The organism is Paenibacillus sp. NMA1017 (assembly GCF_058895805.1).
In genome coordinates this window covers 232,926-253,665 of sequence record NZ_JBZXYR010000007.1, presented here as the reverse complement: position 1 = coordinate 253,665, position 20,740 = coordinate 232,926, and the positions used below count along the sequence as shown (strand labels likewise).

The window sequence follows — 20,740 nt, the reverse complement described above, 5'->3', positions numbered from 1 at the left end:
ACTCCCCTCACTCGTTAATCTGAATTCAGGATAAATTGATTCCACTTGCGCTGCCAAGCGATATCATTCCAGAATGGATGATGGGGAGCACAGTTAGAGCAGAGGGTCATTCCCCAGAACCCAAGTGCCATTCCCTTTCGCAACACATATTCAGCGATAAATTTGCCGACTGGGCCTTCTTCAAATTGGGCATACAACGGCGTGTAGCCTACATAACCTTCTCCTATGACAATTGGAATGCCGGAATGACGAGTCCATTCATGAATCTCTTCCAATCGGGTGTCAGCCTTCTGCAACATGGCCATTTTATGGTCTCCATACCGATCGTACAAAAATAAATCCCATTGATCGGGATCTACCCAGTCGTGCAAATAAATAAGCCTCATACCGACTGGATTGCCTTCCATCCGCCAATTCTGCCCCGGAGGCAGGGTCCATTTTGCAAATGGAGGAGCGTCTTCTCTTAATAGGGATTGTACGAATGGATTGGGGAACGGCGCCAACTCATCATCAAGCCCTGCCGCTTCCATAAGCTCATTGAGTACCCCTTTAATATAAAGATGAAAATGGGCAACCTGCATATTGCGCGCGACGTAAGCTTTGGGGTAGGCTTCATTTAACGTATAGCTTGCCGTCATCATAATATCAGGATGACATTGGCGAAGATATTCTATCGCTTCTTCTACGTAGGGCTGCATGGCTTCAATAAGCGCGGGTACATTCGTTTCGGCTATGCCTTCAGACGTTCCGACGGCGTTTAACTGCCCAAATTCCACTTCGTTATGCAATTCTGTATAGATAATCTGGTTCCTATAGCCTTCTGCTGTGACGAAACGGATCAACTGATCCATTGATTTTGCAATGGTCATAAATCTCTCCTTAGGAGGAATTGCAGCTAATTCATCTCTAAGCTCAGCATGAGCCAGAAAGCTGGGACTCTGCTGATATTCCCAAGAGGATAACATAATGTAACAGTTATGAGCCTTTGCTTGTTTAAACAGTTCAAGTAAATGAGCATGCCCGTCCAGCACTGCGCCTCCACGACAGTTATACCAACGCGTACGCTGGCCTACTTCCCCAAGGTTAGCAAACTCCAAGGGTCCGGGGCGTTTGCCATCCGCTGTAAACAGCATGAATGGCATAGCACATATTCGGATCGTATTGTATCCTCTTTCGACCGCTTCTTTAAAACGGGCTTCAAGATCGTTGTAGGGCTCTCCTTCCTGTGTCATTGTATACCAAGAGAAGTCCCACATGGTGATTGTCAATTTGCGCGGCAACCTTTTCATGAGATTACTCATTTGATTCTCCCTCCGTTCCAGTCCCAGTCCATATGGTTTAATGCCCCTTGATGGTTAGCTTCCAGCTTAAGCACCAACTCAAAATGCAAGATAGCTTCGTCCTGTCGTCCTAAACCAAGCAAACCAAGTGCTTTCATATAAGTACAATGCACCTGATTACGAATATTCAGGTCATCTTCAAAGATGAGAAAGTCGGGTAACGAGACCGCGAAATAATCCATTTTCACAGGTTCGAACAAGTGTCTCTCGGCGTAATCAATGAGCTTATGGAATCGGCGATTGCCTTCCTTCACATTACCAAGTTTCTGCCAGGCCAATCCTTGGTAAAAGATCATATCCGGCTGTTGATCGTTATAATACATGGCATTAATGGGTTCCCCCAGCCCTTGAGAGGCTGTGGAAAAGGCCTGCCTTGCCTCATCTGTTAATTTCAATAGCTCATACGCGCAGCCCAAATAATAGTAGATATCGTTATCTTGGGAACCCTCTAGCTTGCCTTCGCCAAGATTCTCTGGATACACTAAAGCCTCCCGTAGCCCTTGTACAGCCTGTTCAATCTGTCCAGACCTCAGGTCGGACTTCGCAAGCTCTACCTTGGCATGCCTATACTGTCCAATTACCTTCCCCTCTCCGCCTTCCCAGGGATGAAATATTCGCCCTGTCAGCAAGGACAACGCTATCTTATGCTGCTTCATCATATTGTGAACGGTTACATATTCCAAAAACAGATCATCGCGAAGCTTTATGATTCCTGGATAACTCTCCATTAGATTCAATCTGTCGTTGGGCTTGATGTTCAGCTTCTTATACAGCTGGTCAAGCTCATAAAGAACACGCGCGTCTGAAGTATTGCACGCAAAGGCCTGCTCTAACGACTGGCGAGCCTTCTCTACTCGGCCTTGTTTGTTAAAATATCCAAGAGCAAGATTACGGTGAACAACGGGGTAAGTATCGTCAATGGAACGGGATGTTTCCCAACTGGAAATGGCATCCATATAACGTTTCTTATCATAGAGTAAATTACCTAAGTAATAATGCGCCTTGTCATCCTCCGGTCTTGTTCGAATTGCAAATTGTAACACATCCAACTCCAACAGACTGTTAGGAAAGCAGTAATCGGGTACTGCATCTGCGGCCTGAGCAAGAGCATTGTTCGCCTGCTTATGCTTGCCGATTTTAGCATGGCAGAAGGCCTGAACGTAATACAGCATAGGGTATGTTTTCGCCTGCTCTGGAGCTTCTTCCAGCATACATGCTGCATCCTCATAGAGTCCTGCCGCCGCATAGTCCGATGCTACCGCTATATAATTATGCACATCTCCACGCATCCATTTTTCCAACTCTTCAAAGACCGTTTTAGCGTCATCTCGTAACCCGAGAGCATCTAAAGATAATGTTTGCTCACGGTAAGCTCCAAAATCGGCGATATCGAGCTTCATCGTTTCCTTGGAAAAGGCTATTGCCGCTTCGTAGCTGCCAAGCTTACGAAGAATAGCCGACTTGAGGTTGCGTGCTTTGTAATTGTGAGCATTGCGGATGATTGAGCGCTCCACGAGTTCCAAGGCTTCTTCATAGCTCCCTTTTTCTGTCGCAATCTGTGCCAGTGAAAAATACCCGCTGTCTTGCCATGCCGCACTCCATACTGATTTATAAAAAGCAGCGAACGCCTCATCCATCCGCTCTTGGTGCTTTAGCGACAAACCAAGCTGGTAGTAGGCCTCACCATCATAGGGATTAGAGTTACGCCAGGTTACTCGCGAGATAGCTTTACGAAAGCACTCTTCACTTTCTGAATACAATCCTCTACGAAAAAGCAGTGTACCATATGCCACATTTATGCGGGCGTCATTTTTATCTCTTTTCAGGCCCTCAAGATAATACGCCTCGGGTTCAAAGGTAGCATGACGGTATTGCTCCAAGTGTTGTCCTGCTAAATACAATTCTTCGTTCGTTCTTAATTCCTCCGGTTTCGGCAAGGGGGCGGCAGCAGCCGGCATCTGTTCAACTTCCTTTTTCTTCGGCTGGTAGCTAATCAGCTCCTTTCCGGTCGCGTCTTTGACGGTTAAGCATAGTTCATAATCCTCATCCTCAGCCAAAATAACTGTCTTCTGTATCAAGGCCTTATTAGGTGTCAGATCTAAGGTTTCTTTCATATAAACATTCCGCTGACTGCTTAATTCCACAACAGCCTCAGGAAATGACGAAGTTACATAGACTCCAATCTGTGCTGTCCCTTCGCTGCGATTTAATTCCAAATTAACGGCTGCGTCAATTGAAGCGTTTTTGACCATACCAATATGTTTGTAAGGCATAAAACACTGCGAGAACGATTTTTCTTCATACGGCTGAAGCCAAGTGAAATCTGGTTGGTTATCGGTAAATACCCCCGTCATCAACTCAATGTAGGGACCGTCTTCGTCTGTTAGATTCCGGTCCCATGCCTGACCGAATTCGCCATTTCCCCATGTCCATTGCTTTTTTCCAGGAGAGATGTGATGGTTAGCCACATGCAAAAGCCCGGCTTGTTTCATATGGTCATAGCCACCTATGAAATTGTAATCCGATTTATAGGCCATATATGAAGTGGGAACAGGAATATTTTTGTATCGTGAGATATCAACACCTTCAGAATAATCCATTTTATAATAAGTGCCTGTAGCGATTGGGAAGCGGGATACATCACGCTTTCCATGGTCAAACACAGCTGATACGTCTGGAGGAAAAACAGATTGTGTGTGCTCATGTACCGCTACGGCTGGATTGGCCCACCATAAAAACGTTTGCGGCTCGGCAGTCCGGTTGTATAGCTGGGCCCCAACTTTAAGGTATGCTTTATCCGGTTGAAGTGTAAAACCAGCTGTTACTTTCGTGCCGAACATACGATCAATTTCGCTCACCCATACCGTTGCGCTTCCGTCCTCATGTTCTTCCAACTTGTATTCGACGGGTCCGTAAGTGTTGGGACGGTGATGCTGTGGCCAATTGAATTCAATGCCTCCAGATATCCACGGCCCTAATAAGCCCACAAGCGCTGGTTTGATGACCCTGTTATAATAAACAAAATCGTAACCGTTGGTCTTGTCGACCGCACGATAAATGCGGCCTCCCAGCTCTGGCATGATCTCAATGCGCAAATATTTATTTTCCAGAAAAACCATTTGGTAATTTTCAAGCTTCTTCACATCCTCAATTTTATCAATGACCGGATGCGGGTACACTCGACCGGAACTTCCCTGGTAGACACGTTTATCCAGAAACATTGGATTTTTGTCGGGTTTGCCAATTCCATACGTGGGGATCTGCACAGTTTCCTCCCACACGCGTGCCTTAGCGTCGAAGATGCTCAATTCCATCACTCCCTCATAGTCGCTCTTATATTCAGAGCTTACAAGTAAGCGACATTACAGACAATTGACAATCCACTGTTTATGATGGACTATATACGTATTTCATCATTAGAGCCGCCTAAGGCTAGGAGATGGATAGATTATGAATAAGAAAGCTGATGGCTTTGAGGGTGAAAAGTTGTATGTCCTTCCACCCTATTTGCTGAATAAATTAAATATGAATCCGCTTACAAAAAATCTATATATTACGGATATAGGCTGCTTCAGCCATGCCCGCCATCATTTTCGCGAAAGAACGCACGGCTGTGACTCTCATATATTCATCTACTGTGCCAGCGGAACAGGTTGGATTCGAACAAAGGATGGCCTAATGATTGACATGACGGAGCGAAGCTTTGCGTACATTCCCAGGGACATGCCGCATGCTTATGGGGCTGACGATGGAGATCCTTGGACGATTTACTGGTTTCATCTTAACGGGGACCAAATGGATGATTTTATGACACTATTTGAACCTTTTAAAACGTATGTCTCGATAACCGCCAGTGATGAAGTCAAACTACTGGAGCTATTTCATCAGTGTTACGACCTTTTATTGAACAAATCTTACTCCATTATACATTTAGTTCAAGTGTCGCAAACTATCGGTTATCTGCTAGGTTTTGTTTTATCCGTTGCATTTCGCAAGGAAGATTGTACCTACCAGAGTCATGTGGATAAGGCAACACGCTATATGAGTGAACAATTGGAATCCACCGTTTCGCTTGAGGAGCTTAGTCGGCATGTTCAGGTATCCAAGCAGCATTTAAACTTGATATTCAAGCAATCCACCGGCTACTCTCCTATCGATTACTATTTAAGAATGAAGATACAGAGGGCCAGTCAGCTTTTGGATTTAACGAATGCATCTATTAAAGAAATTAGCATACAACTCGGTTTTAGGGACCCTTACTACTTCTCTAGACTATTCAAAAAAATAATGGGCTGCTCTCCTTTGGAATATCGAAATAATTTGAAGGGTTAATCTATATTCATCAGAAGCGTTCAAATTTGCTTCTATCGGGCTATCGCAAGGTCACAGATCATTTACGAATCGGGGGTGCAAGGTCTATACTTAAGGTTAAAAAAGGAAGTTTTGTATGCTCCTCACGTTGAATCGTAGACTAAATGCAGCTATGCCGCTAATTACACCCATCAGCATTCTAATTGGCGTCCTAATCGGTACGCCGTTGTCACAATATACCGAACTCTCTCCCTGGCTGTTTGCATTCATGACCTTCGCGGGCAGCATCAGTATGGGGTTTAAGGATTTTGTCCATGTGATAAAACATCCTGGTCCGCTGATCGCCTGTCTGTTTATTCTTCACCTGGCCATGCCGCTTCTCGCCATGATGTTGGGGCATCTGGCCTTCAGTGATGATCCTTACACGATTACTGGACTTATTCTTGGTGCAGCTATCCCTACGGGCATTTCCAGCTTCGTGTGGGTCAACATTTATAAAGGCAACACGGCGCTGACATTGGCGATCATTCTAATTGATACGATTTTGGCCCCATTCGCCGTGCCGGGCATCATGTCCCTATTGATCGGAGCGGATGTGCAGCTTGATACCTGGGCGATGATGCAGAGCCTGTTCTGGATGATTGTCGTTCCTTCGCTAATCGGCATGGTGTTGAACGAATGGACCAAAGGGAAGATCAAGCAGGTATGGGGACCTCGGCTGGGCCCGTTCTCCAAGCTGGCTATGGCTCTTGTCGTCATGATTAACGGATCTGTCATCGCGCCTTATCTAGTCGATTTTAATCTCAAGCTCGTCGGAGTATGCCTATCCATAATCGTCCTTGCTTCCACTGGATATGCAATCGGCTATCTGATATCAGGGCTGATGCGGTGGAATAATGCAGATCGTACGGCGCTTGTCTTTAACGGCGGCATGCGCAATATTAGCGCGGGAGCCGTGCTTGCCATCACCTATTTCCCGGCCCCGGTAGCACTGCCTGTTGTACTCGGGATGATTTTCCAGCAATCCACAGCATCTCTGGTCGGGTTTCTGCTGAGTCGTCGCGACCGCGGCAACGCCAAGGAAAAGCGCAATACGGCCTCTGTTTCTTAATCAAAAGAGTAGCGACGGTTCCAGATGATAAAACTCCTCCTTATGAGGAGGAGTTTCGGAAGGGCGTTTCTATACGTACATGGTTGGAAGTTTAATTAAAACATGCATGCACATTCATATAAAAACTCACTTTCCAATCATAATATTTTTATTGAATCGTGTAGGGTAATAAACTAAGCCCCTGCAAAGAGCCCTTCGTGGCACAACGTATACTCCACATATTACCCTAAGGAAACTAAAAACGAGTTATACAGGTTGCAAAGTCTAAAACAGCTCTTGCGTAAGATTTTGAAATTGTGACTTCACTCCATCTTTCTGAAGCTCTGATTGTAAAACCTGATTAAAAGTTTGAAGTGCACGCTGGAATTTATTTTCACCAAATTCCGTAATCCGAGTATAAACACCTCGTCGATCATCCTCGCATGTATATCTTTGTAAAGCCCCGCAGTTTTTGGCTTCCATTCTAACTACGAGTCTCGATGTCGCACTTTGACTTAATCCCACCAATTCTTGAAGTTGCTGCAGTCGTAATTTTTTTTCCTCGGAATTGGATATAAAACCTAAAACATAAAACTCCTTCAAAGATAAATCATAATTTTGTAGCAGAGCTTGTTCTAGCTTATCATTTAAAGTGGAATGGATGTGAGACAAAGACAACCAGACATCCAAAAGTTCATTTTCATGTTGCAAGTTTAGACCACACCATTCTATATTGAAGTATTTCCACTAAGTTTACCCTATTGTAACAAGCTTAAATGGAATGGTCAAAACCCATACAATAATAACAATATGAAAGTGATTTTGTTTACAGAAAGAACCATAACTGTACTCAATGGAAAATGGGTGGGTTCACAATTGAACCCACCCTTTCGGAGAAATTAAGTATTAATATTTTCTATTATTTTCATTATTAGTTTCTCTTTTTCGATTCTGTTCAATGATCATCTTATAGATGAATACCGAAAATCGGACTGTATTCTCTTTATCTGGCATCCTGTTTGATCAGTCCGTTTAAATTATTATAACCCGGCGTTTTCTATGACAATAAATATATAGTATCAAGAAGGCTTTCTACTTTACTGTTTGTGAGATTGGTTGGGTAGGACTGAATACTCGGTCAAAACGGCGCATCAGTCCTTCAAGCGGGCCGCCAGGAAGCCGTGCAATCAGCCAGCCCAGCAGTAGTGCCGCCACTGCAATAATCAGGTCGCCGAACGGAACGCCTTCGAGACTATGCCCGATTCCTGTCAGATCAAGAATCCAGACCACCACAAACTGAATGGCATACATGGTCAGCGCCACGCGTCCGACTGCCGCAAAAGGCATTAATACAGCGGAAAATTTCTTCGCCACGAAGCATGCCAGTCCCAATACAAGAAACGAGATTCCCAGGCCTATAATCGTCTGGAATGTCGAAGCGGTGTGCGGAGCCGACTGCAAAAGCATATGCCACATCGGTGGTTCCGTGTTAAGCGGCCAAATTGCGTATTCATCTGGCTGCATAGGAGCAATTCCCTGTACGCTGATCAGCCATTGTTCAAAACGAAGGCTCCAATCTGGAAGCACAAAAGTGGCCAGCGTTTTGCCTATCACAAGCATAACAATACCGCTGCCTGCGAGTATGAGGGCTGTGCGTATCCTGGTGAGGTCCAAACGGCCAATGGCCATACCGGCGACAAATGCAGGAGTCAAGGCGAGAGCAGACATCGGACCTCCCGCGATATCACTAAGAAGATAAGCCTTCGAGAGAATGCTTGATCCAAGAATCATTAGCGGCGGGGCCGTCACGAGCAAAACTGCTGCTGTTGTAACAATTGTGCGGGTCGAACGGCGAAATAACATGAGTGCCAACACAAACATAGCTGCATAGGCAGGCAAAATGACACCATATGAAGTGTTCAGCATAATAAGCAAATACCCGATAATATCAACAAATACGGCGCGTGCCAGCATTCGCGCACGGAAAGCGGCCGTATCCGCTCCCCGTTCCATCATGCGCTGTGCCATAATGGAATAAGATATACCCCCGCACAATACGAATAATAGTGTTGTGTTTCCGGAAACAATCGCAGAAATGTTTGGGTTCGATCCGAAGTGCTGCAAGTACATTCCCAGCACCGCCAGTCCTCGTGCTGCATCAAGTGCTACAAGACGCCCGGTGCCCCGCTTTCTCCTCGACTCTTCTACAGAGCTTCGAGAAGGAATATCGCTTTGTGTACCGTGGTAGGATGTATTGGATATACCTGCTGTATCTACTGCTTTTTCATCCAATTTATTAGCAACCGTCTTTTCATTCAGCCGATTGCTTTCGGTAGAAACTGGATCCTCAATATCTGTATCCCCTTCATATTCTCTGACAGATCTGCTTGTCAGTTTGATGCTGCTTAGCAACTTGCATTCCTCCCTGAAAATACTGAACTCACATTTTTATCAACCTGGTTATGCAGAGTATTGATGTCACGCTATAGTCCAATATATCCTGCAGATGTCGCTAAAGTTTGATCAAGTTGTAAACAAAATGTCACAGTAGGCGAAACCGTTTTATCGCAAAAACAACCTTATTCGCAGTTGATCACTGGAATAAGGTTGTTTGCAATATCATTAAAAGTCACTCAGTATTTTCCGGCGACGGCATTAAAAATCGAATTGGCCAGTAGTCGGAATTGCTGCTGCGGATGAGCGCCATTGGTTAGATCATTGGAGAAGACTGTAAGATTCTTTTTGTTTTCCTTATAGGTGAAGGCCATGATTTTTCCTCTTGCAGCATCGTGACCTGGCCACCAGCCCGCTTTGAAGAAGTTTTCTTTATTACTAATGGTTGCAAGAATTTTTGCAGCTTTAGGTAGTTTCGTAATGTAAGAACCTGTAACGGTGTAGAAATATTCTTCGTTATCGTAAGGGGCTGTAATCACATGATCCTGTTTGACATTCGCCAGGAAGACCCCTTCGTATCTTTCCCATGTTGGTCCAGCAAACGCAAATTGAGGAATCCAGTTCTTTACGTTATCCATCCCCATATTTCCATAAGCAATGTATGGCTTTCCTTTCTCGACAAGTTTGTCGGAATCGAATGTATTCACGAGCACATCGGCATGCTGCTGATCATCGGTTACTTTAAAGCCGAGATTTTTGAGCACATAAGCCGGTTCGCCGAGAGCGGCTACCGTAGAAGGTTTAAGAACTTTGCCAACGGGTTTGTTATTCCCGAATGCCGTGACATCAAGATAGTATTTCGAGGCCAGCGGGTGCAGATCATCATAGGCGACTGCAAAGTCACCCGCTTCATATCCTGTTCCGCTTTTGGATAGCATCGTAACCACTTTGCCGGATTTAAGCAATTCATTAACCGTTTTGATGGCATCGTTATTGGTGTTTCGGATTAGAACATAGGCAGAATCATTCGGCATTCGTGTGGCCGGAATCGATACGGAAGTCACCGGAGAAGTTTTGCCCGCAAACACTCCGGCTTCTCTAACCACATCACGTTCAAATCCTCGCAGGACAGGAAAATCCTGCACAATCTCGCCAGCTACGAAAGCATAATCTGAGACGTTAATACCGTCATATAAAACCATGTTTGCAATGCCGTGTGTGGCCTGGTGCATATTTATGATAAATGAACCCGCAGGGTAGGTCTTGCCAGCAGTACTTACAGCTTCTGTCGAGCGTTCAACCGTTACTCCATTGCGGATAAGATATTCAATCATCCGATAGGCTTCCAGCGGATTTTTTTGAAGACTCTTATCGATCGGCAAAACGTAATACTCAGGGAAAAAATTTTCATTACCGTGACGGGGGCGGCCAATAACTTGATTTTTTGCATTGACTAGATACCGATCTACGGCATGATCATCGATATTATTCATTCCACGTTCATATACTTTTAGCTGGTTCAAAAATAACTTTTCTTTCTTTTGCATAACAAAATCGGTTGCTGCAGCGATACTATAATACAATGCCTTGGTCGACTCTTCATTCGATTCAGGTGTTTCCAGCGTATGTCCCATTGCACCATGGTGCATGGCGAAGACGGCTGTATAGGCCGGAGACGCATCGTCCCATCCCGAAGCAGTTCCCTTGGAAACATATTTAGGATTTTCGACCGTTTTACGATGTTCTTCATAAGGAATATGGTAGTAATCATACTTCGTGTTTGCTATCCCTGCTTCACCCATCATTTTTGCCTGTTCTACCATATTATCAATAAGCAGATCGTATTCAATATTCGGATCGTGAGGCGGTGTGGTAGGCTCAATCAGAAAATTCTTATCAAAGCCATGCAGATCCAGGAAAGAAATCGGCGACCACTTGGCGATTTGCTCTGTTATACTGCGTGTTTCAGGCTGGGTTTGATATGAATTATCCCGATTCAAGTCAAAATATTCAGCATTCAAACGTTCGGTATGAACCCTTCCATCCGGATTTTCCGTATACAGGAACAGAAAAAATACATGATCAAGTGCATCATCCATATTCAGAGTTACCGTACTCGATTTTCCATTGGACGAGGTCGTTTTGTACGTAACATTTTTATCGAGTGCCATGGTCTTAAAATAATTGATAATTGCATCAAAGCCCGGCGCTTCATTTGGATGAATATTGTTGATCCAGATGGGCACTTGATAATCTCCGAATGCACCGGATTTAATATCGTTCTCCAGCTTTGCAGGATGATTCAGCATATCAGGATGAGTTACATTCTGATATTTGTCAATCGTTGCTTGATCTTTAGCAAGCACAGTCATATAAATATCGCGGCCTTCCACGGATTTGCCGATCGACATCGTTTTAATGTATCTGTTGTTTTTTTGAGCTGCTTGTGCGGTAATCGCATCAATCTCCGGCTTCAGTTCACCATAGGTACGGAAGCTGTCGTACGGAACCAATTTAATGGGGGCCTGGGCAACGGTTTTGCCGTTGACTGCTGCAGCCAGTTCATAGGTTCCCATCAATGATGCGTACAGTGGACGCTGCAGACTCGGTTCGGCAAGATTCTCCGTACCGTAAGTAAGACCGAAATTGATATTGGCAGTGACTTCTCCGTTTTCTGCTTTGACCTGAGTAACGGCGATAAAGGGAGCGCCATTATAATCGCGATTCTTGTACGATTTCCATTCCGATAATGGCTTTCCACCGTATGTCCAGCGTATTTTCTTTATATCGGCACCCTTCGGAAGCTTAAATCTAGCTTTAATGGTTCTTTTCTTCGTCATGGATGCCACATTGTTATCCAATTTCAGTGTCGGGGTATTTTCACCTTGTGTTGAAATTGTTTTTGTTGGTTGACTCTGTTTGTCGTTCAACAACGTGCTTTTTGCAGGTTGTGCAGCATCAGCCATAGCCATGTGCGGAGCAGTGAACTCCAGAAGCATGGTGGCGGATATGATTAACGCCAAGCAGAACCTTACTATCGGTTTTGTACCCATTTTTCCCCCTATAGATAACCGGAAGACCATGTTGTGCTCTTCTTTATTCACAAAGAGCATTTAACAGACTATTGTCCGGCAAATTACGATTTTATATATTGTCCAATCCTATTCAAGATCTGTTTTATGCTTCTGCCCGGAAGGATTGTCTGTAATCGAATGAGAAGCGTCGGAGTTTATGATGCTTTGCACAAATTGCTTCAAATCAGTTCGACTTTTTACATCCAGAACAGCCGCTTTGCCCACATATGTTTCTTTTAATAGCTTCATTGGCGGTATTTGTTCATTTCCCTGTAATGTACTTTGATACCCTACCGAAGCCAAATTCCACATATCAGAGACTGACAAATTGGTATCGATATACGGACTGATTTCCTCTAGAATGGAAGGGAGCTTCATAATTGAAGTCGTTGTTTTTACCTTCTCGGCTAATGCCGTAATAAATTGGCGTTGCCTTTCTGTTCTGGAATAATCGGACATGGCATCATGACGAAAACGAACATATTGAAGCGCCGTTTTGCCGTCGAAATGCTGCTGTCCCTGCTTTAAATTAATATCGTACTCATGCTGATCGGCTTTGCTCTCATAGTACATATCCTTTTCGACATAAAAATCGAGTCCGCCTACAGCATCCACGAGTTTAATAAACCCCTGGAAATCCGTATATACATAAAAATGAACAGGTACCCCCAGCAATTCGCTGACTGCTTTCATCGCCGTATCTGGCCCATGCGTAACAGCGGTATTAATTCGATTTTTACCGTATCCGGGAATATCCGTATACGTGTCACGCAGAATCGAAAACACATGGATATGCTTATCGGCAGGATTCAACGAAACGACCATCATGCTGTCGGATCTGGGTACCTCGCCCTTGTCGCTTCCACGGGCATCCACACCCATCAGCAGAATGTTGACAGGCCCGCTTCCCTCCCACTCTGGAGCTTCCAGAGCTTCAGTATTATCGGTGCTTACTTTAATGAACGGGGAGTTTGCCGGAGCCTTATTAAATCCTTCCAGCCCTTTGTAGATCGAAAAGAAATAATAAAAGATAAAGCTTACAGCGGCGACCACAAGTAACAATGTTACAATCAATATCCTCTTTTTCCTCTGTGTCATATCATTCTTCCTTTCCGGATTATGAACGCGCCTGTCCCTTCTGTATTTAAGATTTTTGCAAGGCTGCTACGAGGAGTGAAGTGTAATACCGGCTACCATCTGGTTTTAAATGGACGCCATCTCTATAAAAGTATTCATCTTTGCCTACACTGGCCGAATACCAGTCCACCACGCTGACGTTGCTAAACTCATCGGCGACCTGTGCAATCGTGTCATTTACCGTGTTTTGCCATCCTTTCGGAACCCGAGTGGTGACCAAGATTACCTGTCTGGCTCCAGAAAGGGATTGCAGTACGTCGTGCAGTTGGTCTTTGCTAAACGGACCGTTGGTGCCGAGTTCGATAATGACCTGGTCTCCCAGTTTGCCTTGGGCGGCTAATTCATTAATGACTTTTACAGCTTGAGACATCTGCCGGCCAACCTTGCCGTCTACCGTCATATTCGGAAGCTGCTCTTTTAAATAAGGCTCAATTCCGACCGTAACCGAATCTCCAATCATCGTGACGCCCTCGCCGTTTAAGGACGCGGAGGGTTGAGCTTGTTCTCCGCTGGTACTGGAAGCCCCAGGCTTTTGTGCAGCAGGCTGCATCGCATCAAGATTGTATAGAGGAGAATCCTTGCCGTGTGGTTCGTTATCATCTGAATTTTGCTTTGCGTGCATATGGAGACCTATGGCTCCTATGACGATAAGGAGAATCATAAAACCCCATAATGCCCTCACTATCCCGACATTTTTTTTGTTCATACCTGGTTCATCCTTTCCTTTAACATGCTAGTAGGTTTTATCCTGTTTGATAGCATCAATCAAAAACGAGGCATAATACTGAGCTCCTTCCGGTTTCAGATGAACACCATCGCCATAAAATAGATCGTTACGGTTTTCGCTGGCCGAATACCAGTCGATAAGCCGGACATTTTGAAATTCACCGGCAATTTCACGCAGATTGTCATTTACAGTATTCTGCCACCCTCTCGGTACTCTGGTCGTTATCAGATAAATTTGCCTGGAATCCTGCAGTGAAGCCAGCAAGGACTTCAGTTGACTCTGGTTAAACACGCCGTTGGTGCCGAGTTCAATAATAATTTTATGGCCAAGCTTGCCCTGTGCCCGCAGGTCATCAAGCACATCCCCGGCCTGCGACATTTGCCGACCCACCTTGCCGTCAATGATAATACCGGGGAGCTGTTTTTCCAGAAACGGGGCAGCATCCAAAATGACGGAATCTCCGATCGCCGTGACCCCCTCTCCTTCTACGGAATGGCCTGTACTTTCAGCAGAAGGATTTCCATCAGAATGGCCGAATTGCAGCTCTTCCGTCTGGACGGGTTCCTGGCTTACAGCTGCTGTCTCATCAGGTACAGGCTCGTGATCTGGTGAATCCGTCCTCCATAATGCCAGAATCAGAACGATGGCGATAACAATTACGACAAGGCCTGACTGGCTGCCAGCGCCTGACCTGCGGAGGGATTTTAGGCCGGTCCAAAAAGTCCCGCGGCGGATGGGCTCTTCGATGCATTTGTAGGAAAGACCCGCCATTATGAAACTGGCCGTGACCTGCAGAGCAATGCGCATATAGCTGGCATCTTCGGTACTTACCGCGGGACTTGATAAAATAATGACCGGATAATGCCATATATACAGACTGTAAGATCGCTTACCGATCCAGCTTAGAGGCCGGCAGCCGAGCAATCGTTCCAATCGATTGGCCGGATGAACCAGTACAGCAATAACAACTGCAGTAATGAGTGATAAATAAAGAAAACCGCCGCGATATAGCGAATCATCAAACTGATCGGTCTGACCAATCAGGATAAACAGCATTACAATGCCCAGCACGCCAGTCATATCCAGCATGATCCGGGCCGAAAAAGATACATTTTCGCTCAGTCTCCAGCTAGGCCAGATCACCGCCAGTGCCGCTCCGATCAAAATAGCAGACGCCCGTGTGTCCGTCCCGTAATACACCCTGCTCGGATCTGTTCCGGGCTCGTATATAACGGCCATTGCTATGGCGGATACGACGGCGCAACCCAGAATGTATAACATCAATCTTCCTCGTCGCGGTGCAAGGCACAGACCGATTAACAGAACAAGCGGCCAGATTACGTAAAACTGTTCCTCAATGGAAAGCGACCAGAGGTGCCCGATTGGAGAAGGCGGGCCAAAGCTCTCAAAATATGAAACATGATGAAAAATGAGATACCAGTTGTTTACGTAAAAAAGCGAGGATACAAAATGGCCTTCTAATGCCTGCAGTCTGGAAAAATCGGTAATTAAAAGCCACAATGCCACTGCAGTCAGCATAAAGATCATTGCCGGCAGTAGTCTGCGCATTCGTCTTATCCAGAACCGCACAATGGAAAAACCGTTGCGTGTCCTCCATTCATAAAGGATCTGATCCGTAATCAGATATCCTGACAGGACGAAGAAAATCTCCACCCCCAGCAGCCCACCCTCTGCCCATCTGAAATGAAGATGATAAGCAATAACAGCAAGCACGGAGATGGCCCTTAGCCCATCCAGACCGGTCATATAACGTTTTATGGGTTGATTCAGATGCAGATTCCGGTTTCCATTCACTATGGTCCATTCCTTGTCCTTATAGGTTAATGATCTTGCTTCATTTACTATAGAAAAAAGATGTCGCGAAAGTTTGATCAACATGTAAACAAATTGTCACAACGGTTGCAAAAAGAAAAACCTTATTCCGGCTGACAACCGAAATAAGGTTTTTGACATATACAAATAGGGCGAGCACCATCGCTATTTCAATTCAATGATCAATGACTCCTCGCTAGGAGAATCTGTTGGTGCAGTCTGCGAGGAATCCAACTGTTTTTGTCCTTGAAGCAGTACACTTTTATTGTTCGGATTCCAGTACATATGCGTCGGCACCATTCCGCGATACACCGGTTCGTTGTACAGTATATTTCTTCCTTGCACCTTGCCTACGTAAGTGACATTTTGATCATACACCGTGTATGCGATATTTTTCCTGTCAGGCGAGAATTCAAAATCAAATACTTTTTCCAGAATGACGGAGAGTTCGCCGTTTCGCTGATCATATTCGTACAATGAACTATCCGTTCCGAGAAACACAAACTGGTCGTTATTCATCCAGGCTACTGAATCTCCGCCAATCTGACGCTCGTATTGAAATTCAATATCCTTCCCGGAAACCTTCCCCATGGTTAGCACCTTTTTCAGACCTTGTTTTGTACGAAATAACTGCAGCAGTACGCTGCGGCCATCATTAGCAATGTTAACACTCAAAAGCGAGTCTTCTTTTATGATGCCTTTTAACTGATATTTTCCAGAAGTTTGAGACCCCATATCGTAGATGTACAGGCTATCAGCTTCATTATCAAGCGGGTTTTCTACCAGGTAGCCGATATACGAACTGTTGGCCGACCAGGAAACATATTGTACATAAGACTCGTTCCTGGTGCTGATCCTGGCTATATCCTTTTCCTTGCCATCCTGCAAGGAAATAAGCTTTAAGGTTGTCTCCGAGGAAGAAGGGGAAACTTCGCAAATATATTTCCCATCGGGAGAAAGTATAGTATTGGAAGTTACCTTGCCGATTCCGGGTATGGCCTTGCTCTGCTCATACGGATAAGTTAAACGTTCCAGCGTGCCTCGCTTCAGTATGGTCATGGCTCCGAACGAAGCGATGACGGCATCTCCAGACGACCAGCCCAGCAGCTGACCCGTATTCGCAAAACGATCCGGAAGCCGATATATTTTTTGGACCTGAAACGGACGAGAGCTTTGATCGGTACTGGAAACTTCATTGCTGTCGGAGAGGACGATGGTCTCTGTTTTTGGTTCGGAACCGCATGCAGGCAGCAGTAATACCACGAGAGATACGACCAGCAGCATTACAAAATATTTATATTTATTGCCATTATTCATTCTCCGTTCCCCACGTTTCCAGAGCTTTAAATTCCACCGTAACAATGGTTTCATTATGCTCGTTTGTAATCAAGATGGAACCCGCAAATTCTTCAACGATGGATTTCACAATGCTGAGTCCCAATCCTACACTGCCTTCTTCCGCGCGGTCGGAATGAGCAGGATAAAATGGCTGTAACAGGCGCGACAGATGTCCTGCCTCAATCGGATCGCTTGGATTGCTAAAGATCAAGCGAATCTTTTCTTCTGCCCGCACCGCTTTTACCGATACTGCCGAAAACGGCAAACTGTATTTTATCGCATTATCAATCAAATTGATGAACAGCTGTCTGATTCTGTCCCCATCGGCCAACATGATCAATTCCTCACTCATCTCATATTCAATGGTCTTTTTATAGCGCTGTGCCCGGATCGTCATCGATTCACATACATCCCGCAGGATCAGCCCGATATCTACCCTCTCAAACTCATTGATCATGATATTTTTGCGTGAAACTTCCAGCAGTTTTAGCACCATCGCATGCAGGCGCCTACTCTCCTCGATAATATGATTCATTCCTTTATCAAAAAAAACACGATCTTTCTCACCGTTCATTCTGATCAGCTCTGCATATCCCAGAATGGAGGTTAACGGCGTTTTCAGTTCGTGAGTAATATTGTCAAAAAAGCGCTTTTCCTGCTGGTGAAGCTCTTTCAAATGGTCCCGGTCCTTCTCAATAATATGAATCTGTCTACTAATTTGATCAATCATATCGTTAAAATTCTCAGCCAATCGGCCAATTTCATCCCTGCGTTTAAAATGAAGGCGGATATCCAAATTCCCGTTTTTTACCTCAGTGGATGCTTGCGTCAGTCTGGTCAGCGGGATGGTAATATGCCTGGAAAGAATATAGGAAAACAGAAAGGCTGCCGCAAAAATCGCCAGGGCAATATAGAGGGTAATCTGCCGAATCTGTCCGGTTTGTTCGTAGAGTGAGCTGAAATCTTTGTAAAAACGCAGGATGCCCACCTTTGAACCGTCTATAACAACCGGATAGGAGAAAAGGACAGTCGTCTTATTACGATCATAAGTAATGCTGTACGCTGTATTGCCACCAATCGCCTGCTGCAGATCGCTTTGCATTTGCTGCTGAAATATGGAGCTGTCTGGGGCATAAAGCAATTTGCCTTCTACCGTATACACGCCAATACTGCTGTCCGTGGTATGGTTCAGATTAGTTGCTATCTCCCTCGCAATTTCTCCAAAATACAGCTCATTGCTGCTGAAATGGTTAATCAGGAAAGCCTGACGCACATACACATTGCTGTTATTTTTCAGCCCGACCAGTTCGGAGGTAACCAGATTCTGATTGCTTGTCCTGATAAATTCCTTGACTGTCTGATTAAGCACGACAAAAGAAAACGAAAAAATCAGAAAAAAACCGATCAGAAATTTGATGCTGATTTTGCGTATCATGCTTATCCACCCATTTTTTTAAATTTGTATCCGATTCCGAAGACGGTAGTAATGCATTCGGTGGCGTCCAGCTTTTTGCGGAGTCTCTGGATATGCGTATCAACCGTACGGGTATCTCCGGCAAAATGATAACCCCATACCAGATCAAGCAGTTCGGAACGTGTAAAGGTTTTGCCCTGATGTTTAACCAGCATCATAAGCAGGTCGAATTCCTTGGGGGTCAATTCAACGGGACGGCCTTCTTTTTGGACAAGCCGTTCTTCTTCGATCACTTCAATATTTTCAAACCGAATGACGGCTTTCGTGACTTCTTCCCTGTCCGGGCTGCTCGCCTGCTCCACTCTACGCAAAATGGTTCGAATGCGCGCAACAACTTCGCGCAGATCAAAAGGCTTGGTAATATAATCATCGGCACCGAATTCAAGGCCTAGAATTTTATCGGTAATATCCGATTTGGCCGTAATCATGCAGATCGGTATGTTATAGTCCATAGTCACCTTTTTGCAAATGTCTAGGCCGCTCTGGTCAGGCAGCATCCAATCCAGCAGCAGCAAATCGGGCTGAAACGACTGCAGCTCCTGCATTCCCGCTGCTCCGCTGGCCGCTGTGCGTGTCTGGAACCCCTCCATAGAAAGCCCGTACGAAAGCAAGTCGGCAATCGGGGCATCATCTTCGATAATAAGAATCTTTGCTTTATTCATCGTAATCCTCATCTCTTTTTTTGGTACGGCAGGTTTATGACATTGTCCATTATATTAATCATTCAGGGGAAAACAAGCAAATGTATATTGTAAATGTTTTTACGTAAAAAACCACACGCAAATGACTGCGCATGGTTTAGCCGGTTTACCCAATGCCTTCGCATATTTTTCTACAAGTTTTTCAATAGACCTCGGTGTTAAACGTCTGCTTTTTCCTTTTCGACCAATTGGGGCTGCCATAAAAAGATAATTTTCTGACTTTTCTGGTACATATCTAATGTCCCTGATATTAAGTAACTCTCCAGATCTAACAAAGCTTGCTGGCTAAAATATACGTACTCGCGTTTTATGTAATGAGTTTCCAGTCCCCAGCACTGAAACCTCCTTATCAAAAGGGATTTCAGCTCTTTTCCCATTCAACGAATTACTGCTGTTACATCAAAATGCTTTGGCTGCCAATATGGCTTGCCGGATTGATTGCTCCTTTATGCTCTGTGCTTGGTCCGGCTGCTCACTGATACCTTCAACAAAAATAGCCTGCACTTTGTCAATCCCCAGCAAATTCATAATAGCTTTTACATAACTGTGGCTGTACTCCACATCTTCAAACTTCCCGTGGGAGAGAACCGTGCCGGAAGCCTGAATGTGCATCACTTTTTTGCCTTGCTGAGTCCCCGCATGATAAATCCACTCCTTTGTTATGATTGAAAATTTTCGCTTTCATGTCCGTGTCTATTTAAAACATACTAATATTTTCCATACCACTCGCTACCTAATTGGGCAAATACATTTTGGGAACTTCTTCTATCCGATATAAGTGCCGGCATATGGAAAACCGGCCGCTTCCGTCCACGCTGCATCTTCAGCTAAATAGGACTGATACTTCTTGCCATTCTCCTCGGAATTTCCCTACATAGATGCTCTTAATGATTTCCAGAATCAGTTCCAAAACGGCTTGAATATTTGCACCGACCTGACAATCAGGATTCGGCTGTTCATGGATATGAAAGAGTTCTCCCTCTTCCACGACTTCCACCGCCTGGTAAATACCCAACAGCGTAACCTCTTTAAGCCCTTTAAGCGCAAAAAAAGCACCGCCTGTACCGGCTCGTACGCCTACCAATCCTGCCTTCTTTGGCAATCCATTCCGACGTGCAGTGTGCATCCTTGGCGGTAGCAAGCAAGGAAAGATTGTGAACTGCAATTGAGAATCTGCTGCTTATTTTTGTTACAATAATAGTTACAATTAAAAACACATGTCAAGAGGAATATCAAAAAATGCATACCCATTTTTCGGTAAATTGGAATCCGTCCTTTACGAAGGAACGGTTTCTTTGTGCAGGATGATCGAGAAAAAAGG

General features: G+C 44.9%; 14 protein-coding genes and 1 pseudogene. 2 read left to right on the top strand and 13 right to left on the bottom strand.

The genetic code is table 11. The annotated features are described in order from the left end of the window. Window positions 1-14: 14 nt before the first annotated feature. Window positions 15-1,301 carry a cellulase-like family protein gene (locus AC5ELV_RS18370; RefSeq protein WP_493431320.1) on the bottom strand — a complete coding sequence of 429 codons (1,287 nt, stop codon included), beginning with the start codon at window positions 1,299-1,301 and terminating at the stop codon, window positions 15-17. Continuing rightward, window positions 1,298-4,654, bottom strand: coding sequence for a DUF5107 domain-containing protein (locus AC5ELV_RS18365; protein ID WP_493431319.1), 3,357 nt, complete (start codon window positions 4,652-4,654; stop codon window positions 1,298-1,300). The genes AC5ELV_RS18370 and AC5ELV_RS18365 overlap by 4 nt, the downstream gene beginning before the upstream one ends. Window positions 4,655-4,790: 136 nt before the next feature. On the opposite strand from AC5ELV_RS18365, the gene AC5ELV_RS18360 reads away from it, so the two are divergent. Further along, window positions 4,791-5,672 carry a helix-turn-helix domain-containing protein gene (locus AC5ELV_RS18360; RefSeq protein WP_493431318.1) on the top strand — a complete coding sequence of 294 codons (882 nt, stop codon included), beginning with the start codon at window positions 4,791-4,793 and terminating at the stop codon, window positions 5,670-5,672. 115 nt (window positions 5,673-5,787) lie between these two features. Continuing rightward, the gene (locus AC5ELV_RS18355) at window positions 5,788-6,762 is read left to right on the top strand and encodes a bile acid:sodium symporter family protein (RefSeq protein ID WP_493431317.1); all 975 of its coding nucleotides are present in this window, start codon (window positions 5,788-5,790) and stop codon (window positions 6,760-6,762) included. A 264-nt stretch (window positions 6,763-7,026) separates the two neighbouring features. Here the strand turns inward: AC5ELV_RS18355 and AC5ELV_RS18350 are convergent, their stop codons facing one another. From AC5ELV_RS18350 to AC5ELV_RS18300, 11 genes and pseudogenes are all read right to left on the bottom strand, one after another. Beyond that, on the bottom strand, window positions 7,027-7,452 hold the full coding sequence (locus AC5ELV_RS18350; protein ID WP_493431316.1) for a MarR family winged helix-turn-helix transcriptional regulator: 426 nt from the start codon (window positions 7,450-7,452) through the stop codon (window positions 7,027-7,029). Window positions 7,453-7,833: 381 nt separating this feature from the next. Beyond that, a complete protein-coding gene (locus tag AC5ELV_RS18345) occupies window positions 7,834-9,153 on the bottom strand; it encodes a DUF418 domain-containing protein (RefSeq protein WP_493431315.1) in 1,320 nt (439 codons plus the stop codon). 221 nt (window positions 9,154-9,374) lie between these two features. Further along, a complete protein-coding gene (locus tag AC5ELV_RS18340; protein WP_493431314.1) occupies window positions 9,375-12,188 on the bottom strand; it encodes a M14 family metallopeptidase in 2,814 nt (937 codons plus the stop codon). A 108-nt stretch (window positions 12,189-12,296) separates the two neighbouring features. After that, window positions 12,297-13,307 (bottom strand): LCP family protein, encoded by a 1,011-nt coding sequence (locus AC5ELV_RS18335; protein WP_493431313.1) that lies wholly within the window; start codon window positions 13,305-13,307, stop codon window positions 12,297-12,299. 46 nt (window positions 13,308-13,353) lie between these two features. Further along, window positions 13,354-14,052 carry an SGNH/GDSL hydrolase family protein gene (locus AC5ELV_RS18330; protein WP_493431312.1) on the bottom strand — a complete coding sequence of 233 codons (699 nt, stop codon included), beginning with the start codon at window positions 14,050-14,052 and terminating at the stop codon, window positions 13,354-13,356. Window positions 14,053-14,079: 27 nt separating this feature from the next. Further along, the gene (locus AC5ELV_RS18325) at window positions 14,080-15,888 is read right to left on the bottom strand and encodes an acyltransferase family protein (RefSeq protein WP_493431311.1); all 1,809 of its coding nucleotides are present in this window, start codon (window positions 15,886-15,888) and stop codon (window positions 14,080-14,082) included. 183 nt (window positions 15,889-16,071) lie between these two features. Further along, window positions 16,072-17,223, bottom strand: coding sequence for a hypothetical protein (locus AC5ELV_RS18320; RefSeq protein ID WP_493431310.1), 1,152 nt, complete (start codon window positions 17,221-17,223; stop codon window positions 16,072-16,074). Next, entirely contained in the window at window positions 17,216-18,679 is a 1,464-nt protein-coding gene (locus AC5ELV_RS18315) for a sensor histidine kinase (RefSeq protein ID WP_493431309.1), read from the bottom strand. The genes AC5ELV_RS18320 and AC5ELV_RS18315 overlap by 8 nt, the downstream gene beginning before the upstream one ends. A gap of 2 nt (window positions 18,680-18,681) precedes the next feature. Further along, on the bottom strand, window positions 18,682-19,380 hold the full coding sequence (locus AC5ELV_RS18310) for a response regulator transcription factor (RefSeq protein ID WP_264218001.1): 699 nt from the start codon (window positions 19,378-19,380) through the stop codon (window positions 18,682-18,684). A gap of 438 nt (window positions 19,381-19,818) precedes the next feature. Further along, entirely contained in the window at window positions 19,819-20,067 is a 249-nt protein-coding gene (locus AC5ELV_RS18305) for an NAD(P)H-dependent oxidoreductase (protein WP_493431334.1), read from the bottom strand. A gap of 247 nt (window positions 20,068-20,314) precedes the next feature. Next, window positions 20,315-20,615, bottom strand: a pseudogene (locus AC5ELV_RS18300) (Rrf2 family transcriptional regulator); the annotation flags it as partial. Window positions 20,616-20,740 lie beyond the last annotated feature (125 nt).

What these genes read in the sequence shown, in the direction of transcription:
- AC5ELV_RS18370 (WP_493431320.1), bottom strand. Translation starts at nt 1,301, where the DNA reads ATGAGTAATCTCATGAAAAGGTTGCCGCGCAAATTGACAATCACCATG.
- AC5ELV_RS18365 (WP_493431319.1), bottom strand. Translation starts at nt 4,654, where the DNA reads ATGGAATTGAGCATCTTCGACGCTAAGGCACGCGTGTGGGAGGAAACT.
- AC5ELV_RS18360 (WP_493431318.1), top strand. Translation starts at nt 4,791, where the DNA reads ATGAATAAGAAAGCTGATGGCTTTGAGGGTGAAAAGTTGTATGTCCTT.
- AC5ELV_RS18355 (WP_493431317.1), top strand. Translation starts at nt 5,788, where the DNA reads ATGCTCCTCACGTTGAATCGTAGACTAAATGCAGCTATGCCGCTAATT.
- AC5ELV_RS18340 (WP_493431314.1), bottom strand. Translation starts at nt 12,188, where the DNA reads ATGGGTACAAAACCGATAGTAAGGTTCTGCTTGGCGTTAATCATATCC.
- AC5ELV_RS18335 (WP_493431313.1), bottom strand. Translation starts at nt 13,307, where the DNA reads ATGACACAGAGGAAAAAGAGGATATTGATTGTAACATTGTTACTTGTG.
- AC5ELV_RS18330 (WP_493431312.1), bottom strand. Translation starts at nt 14,052, where the DNA reads ATGAACAAAAAAAATGTCGGGATAGTGAGGGCATTATGGGGTTTTATG.
- AC5ELV_RS18320 (WP_493431310.1), bottom strand. Translation starts at nt 17,223, where the DNA reads ATGAATAATGGCAATAAATATAAATATTTTGTAATGCTGCTGGTCGTA.
- AC5ELV_RS18315 (WP_493431309.1), bottom strand. Translation starts at nt 18,679, where the DNA reads ATGATACGCAAAATCAGCATCAAATTTCTGATCGGTTTTTTTCTGATT.
- AC5ELV_RS18310 (WP_264218001.1), bottom strand. Translation starts at nt 19,380, where the DNA reads ATGAATAAAGCAAAGATTCTTATTATCGAAGATGATGCCCCGATTGCC.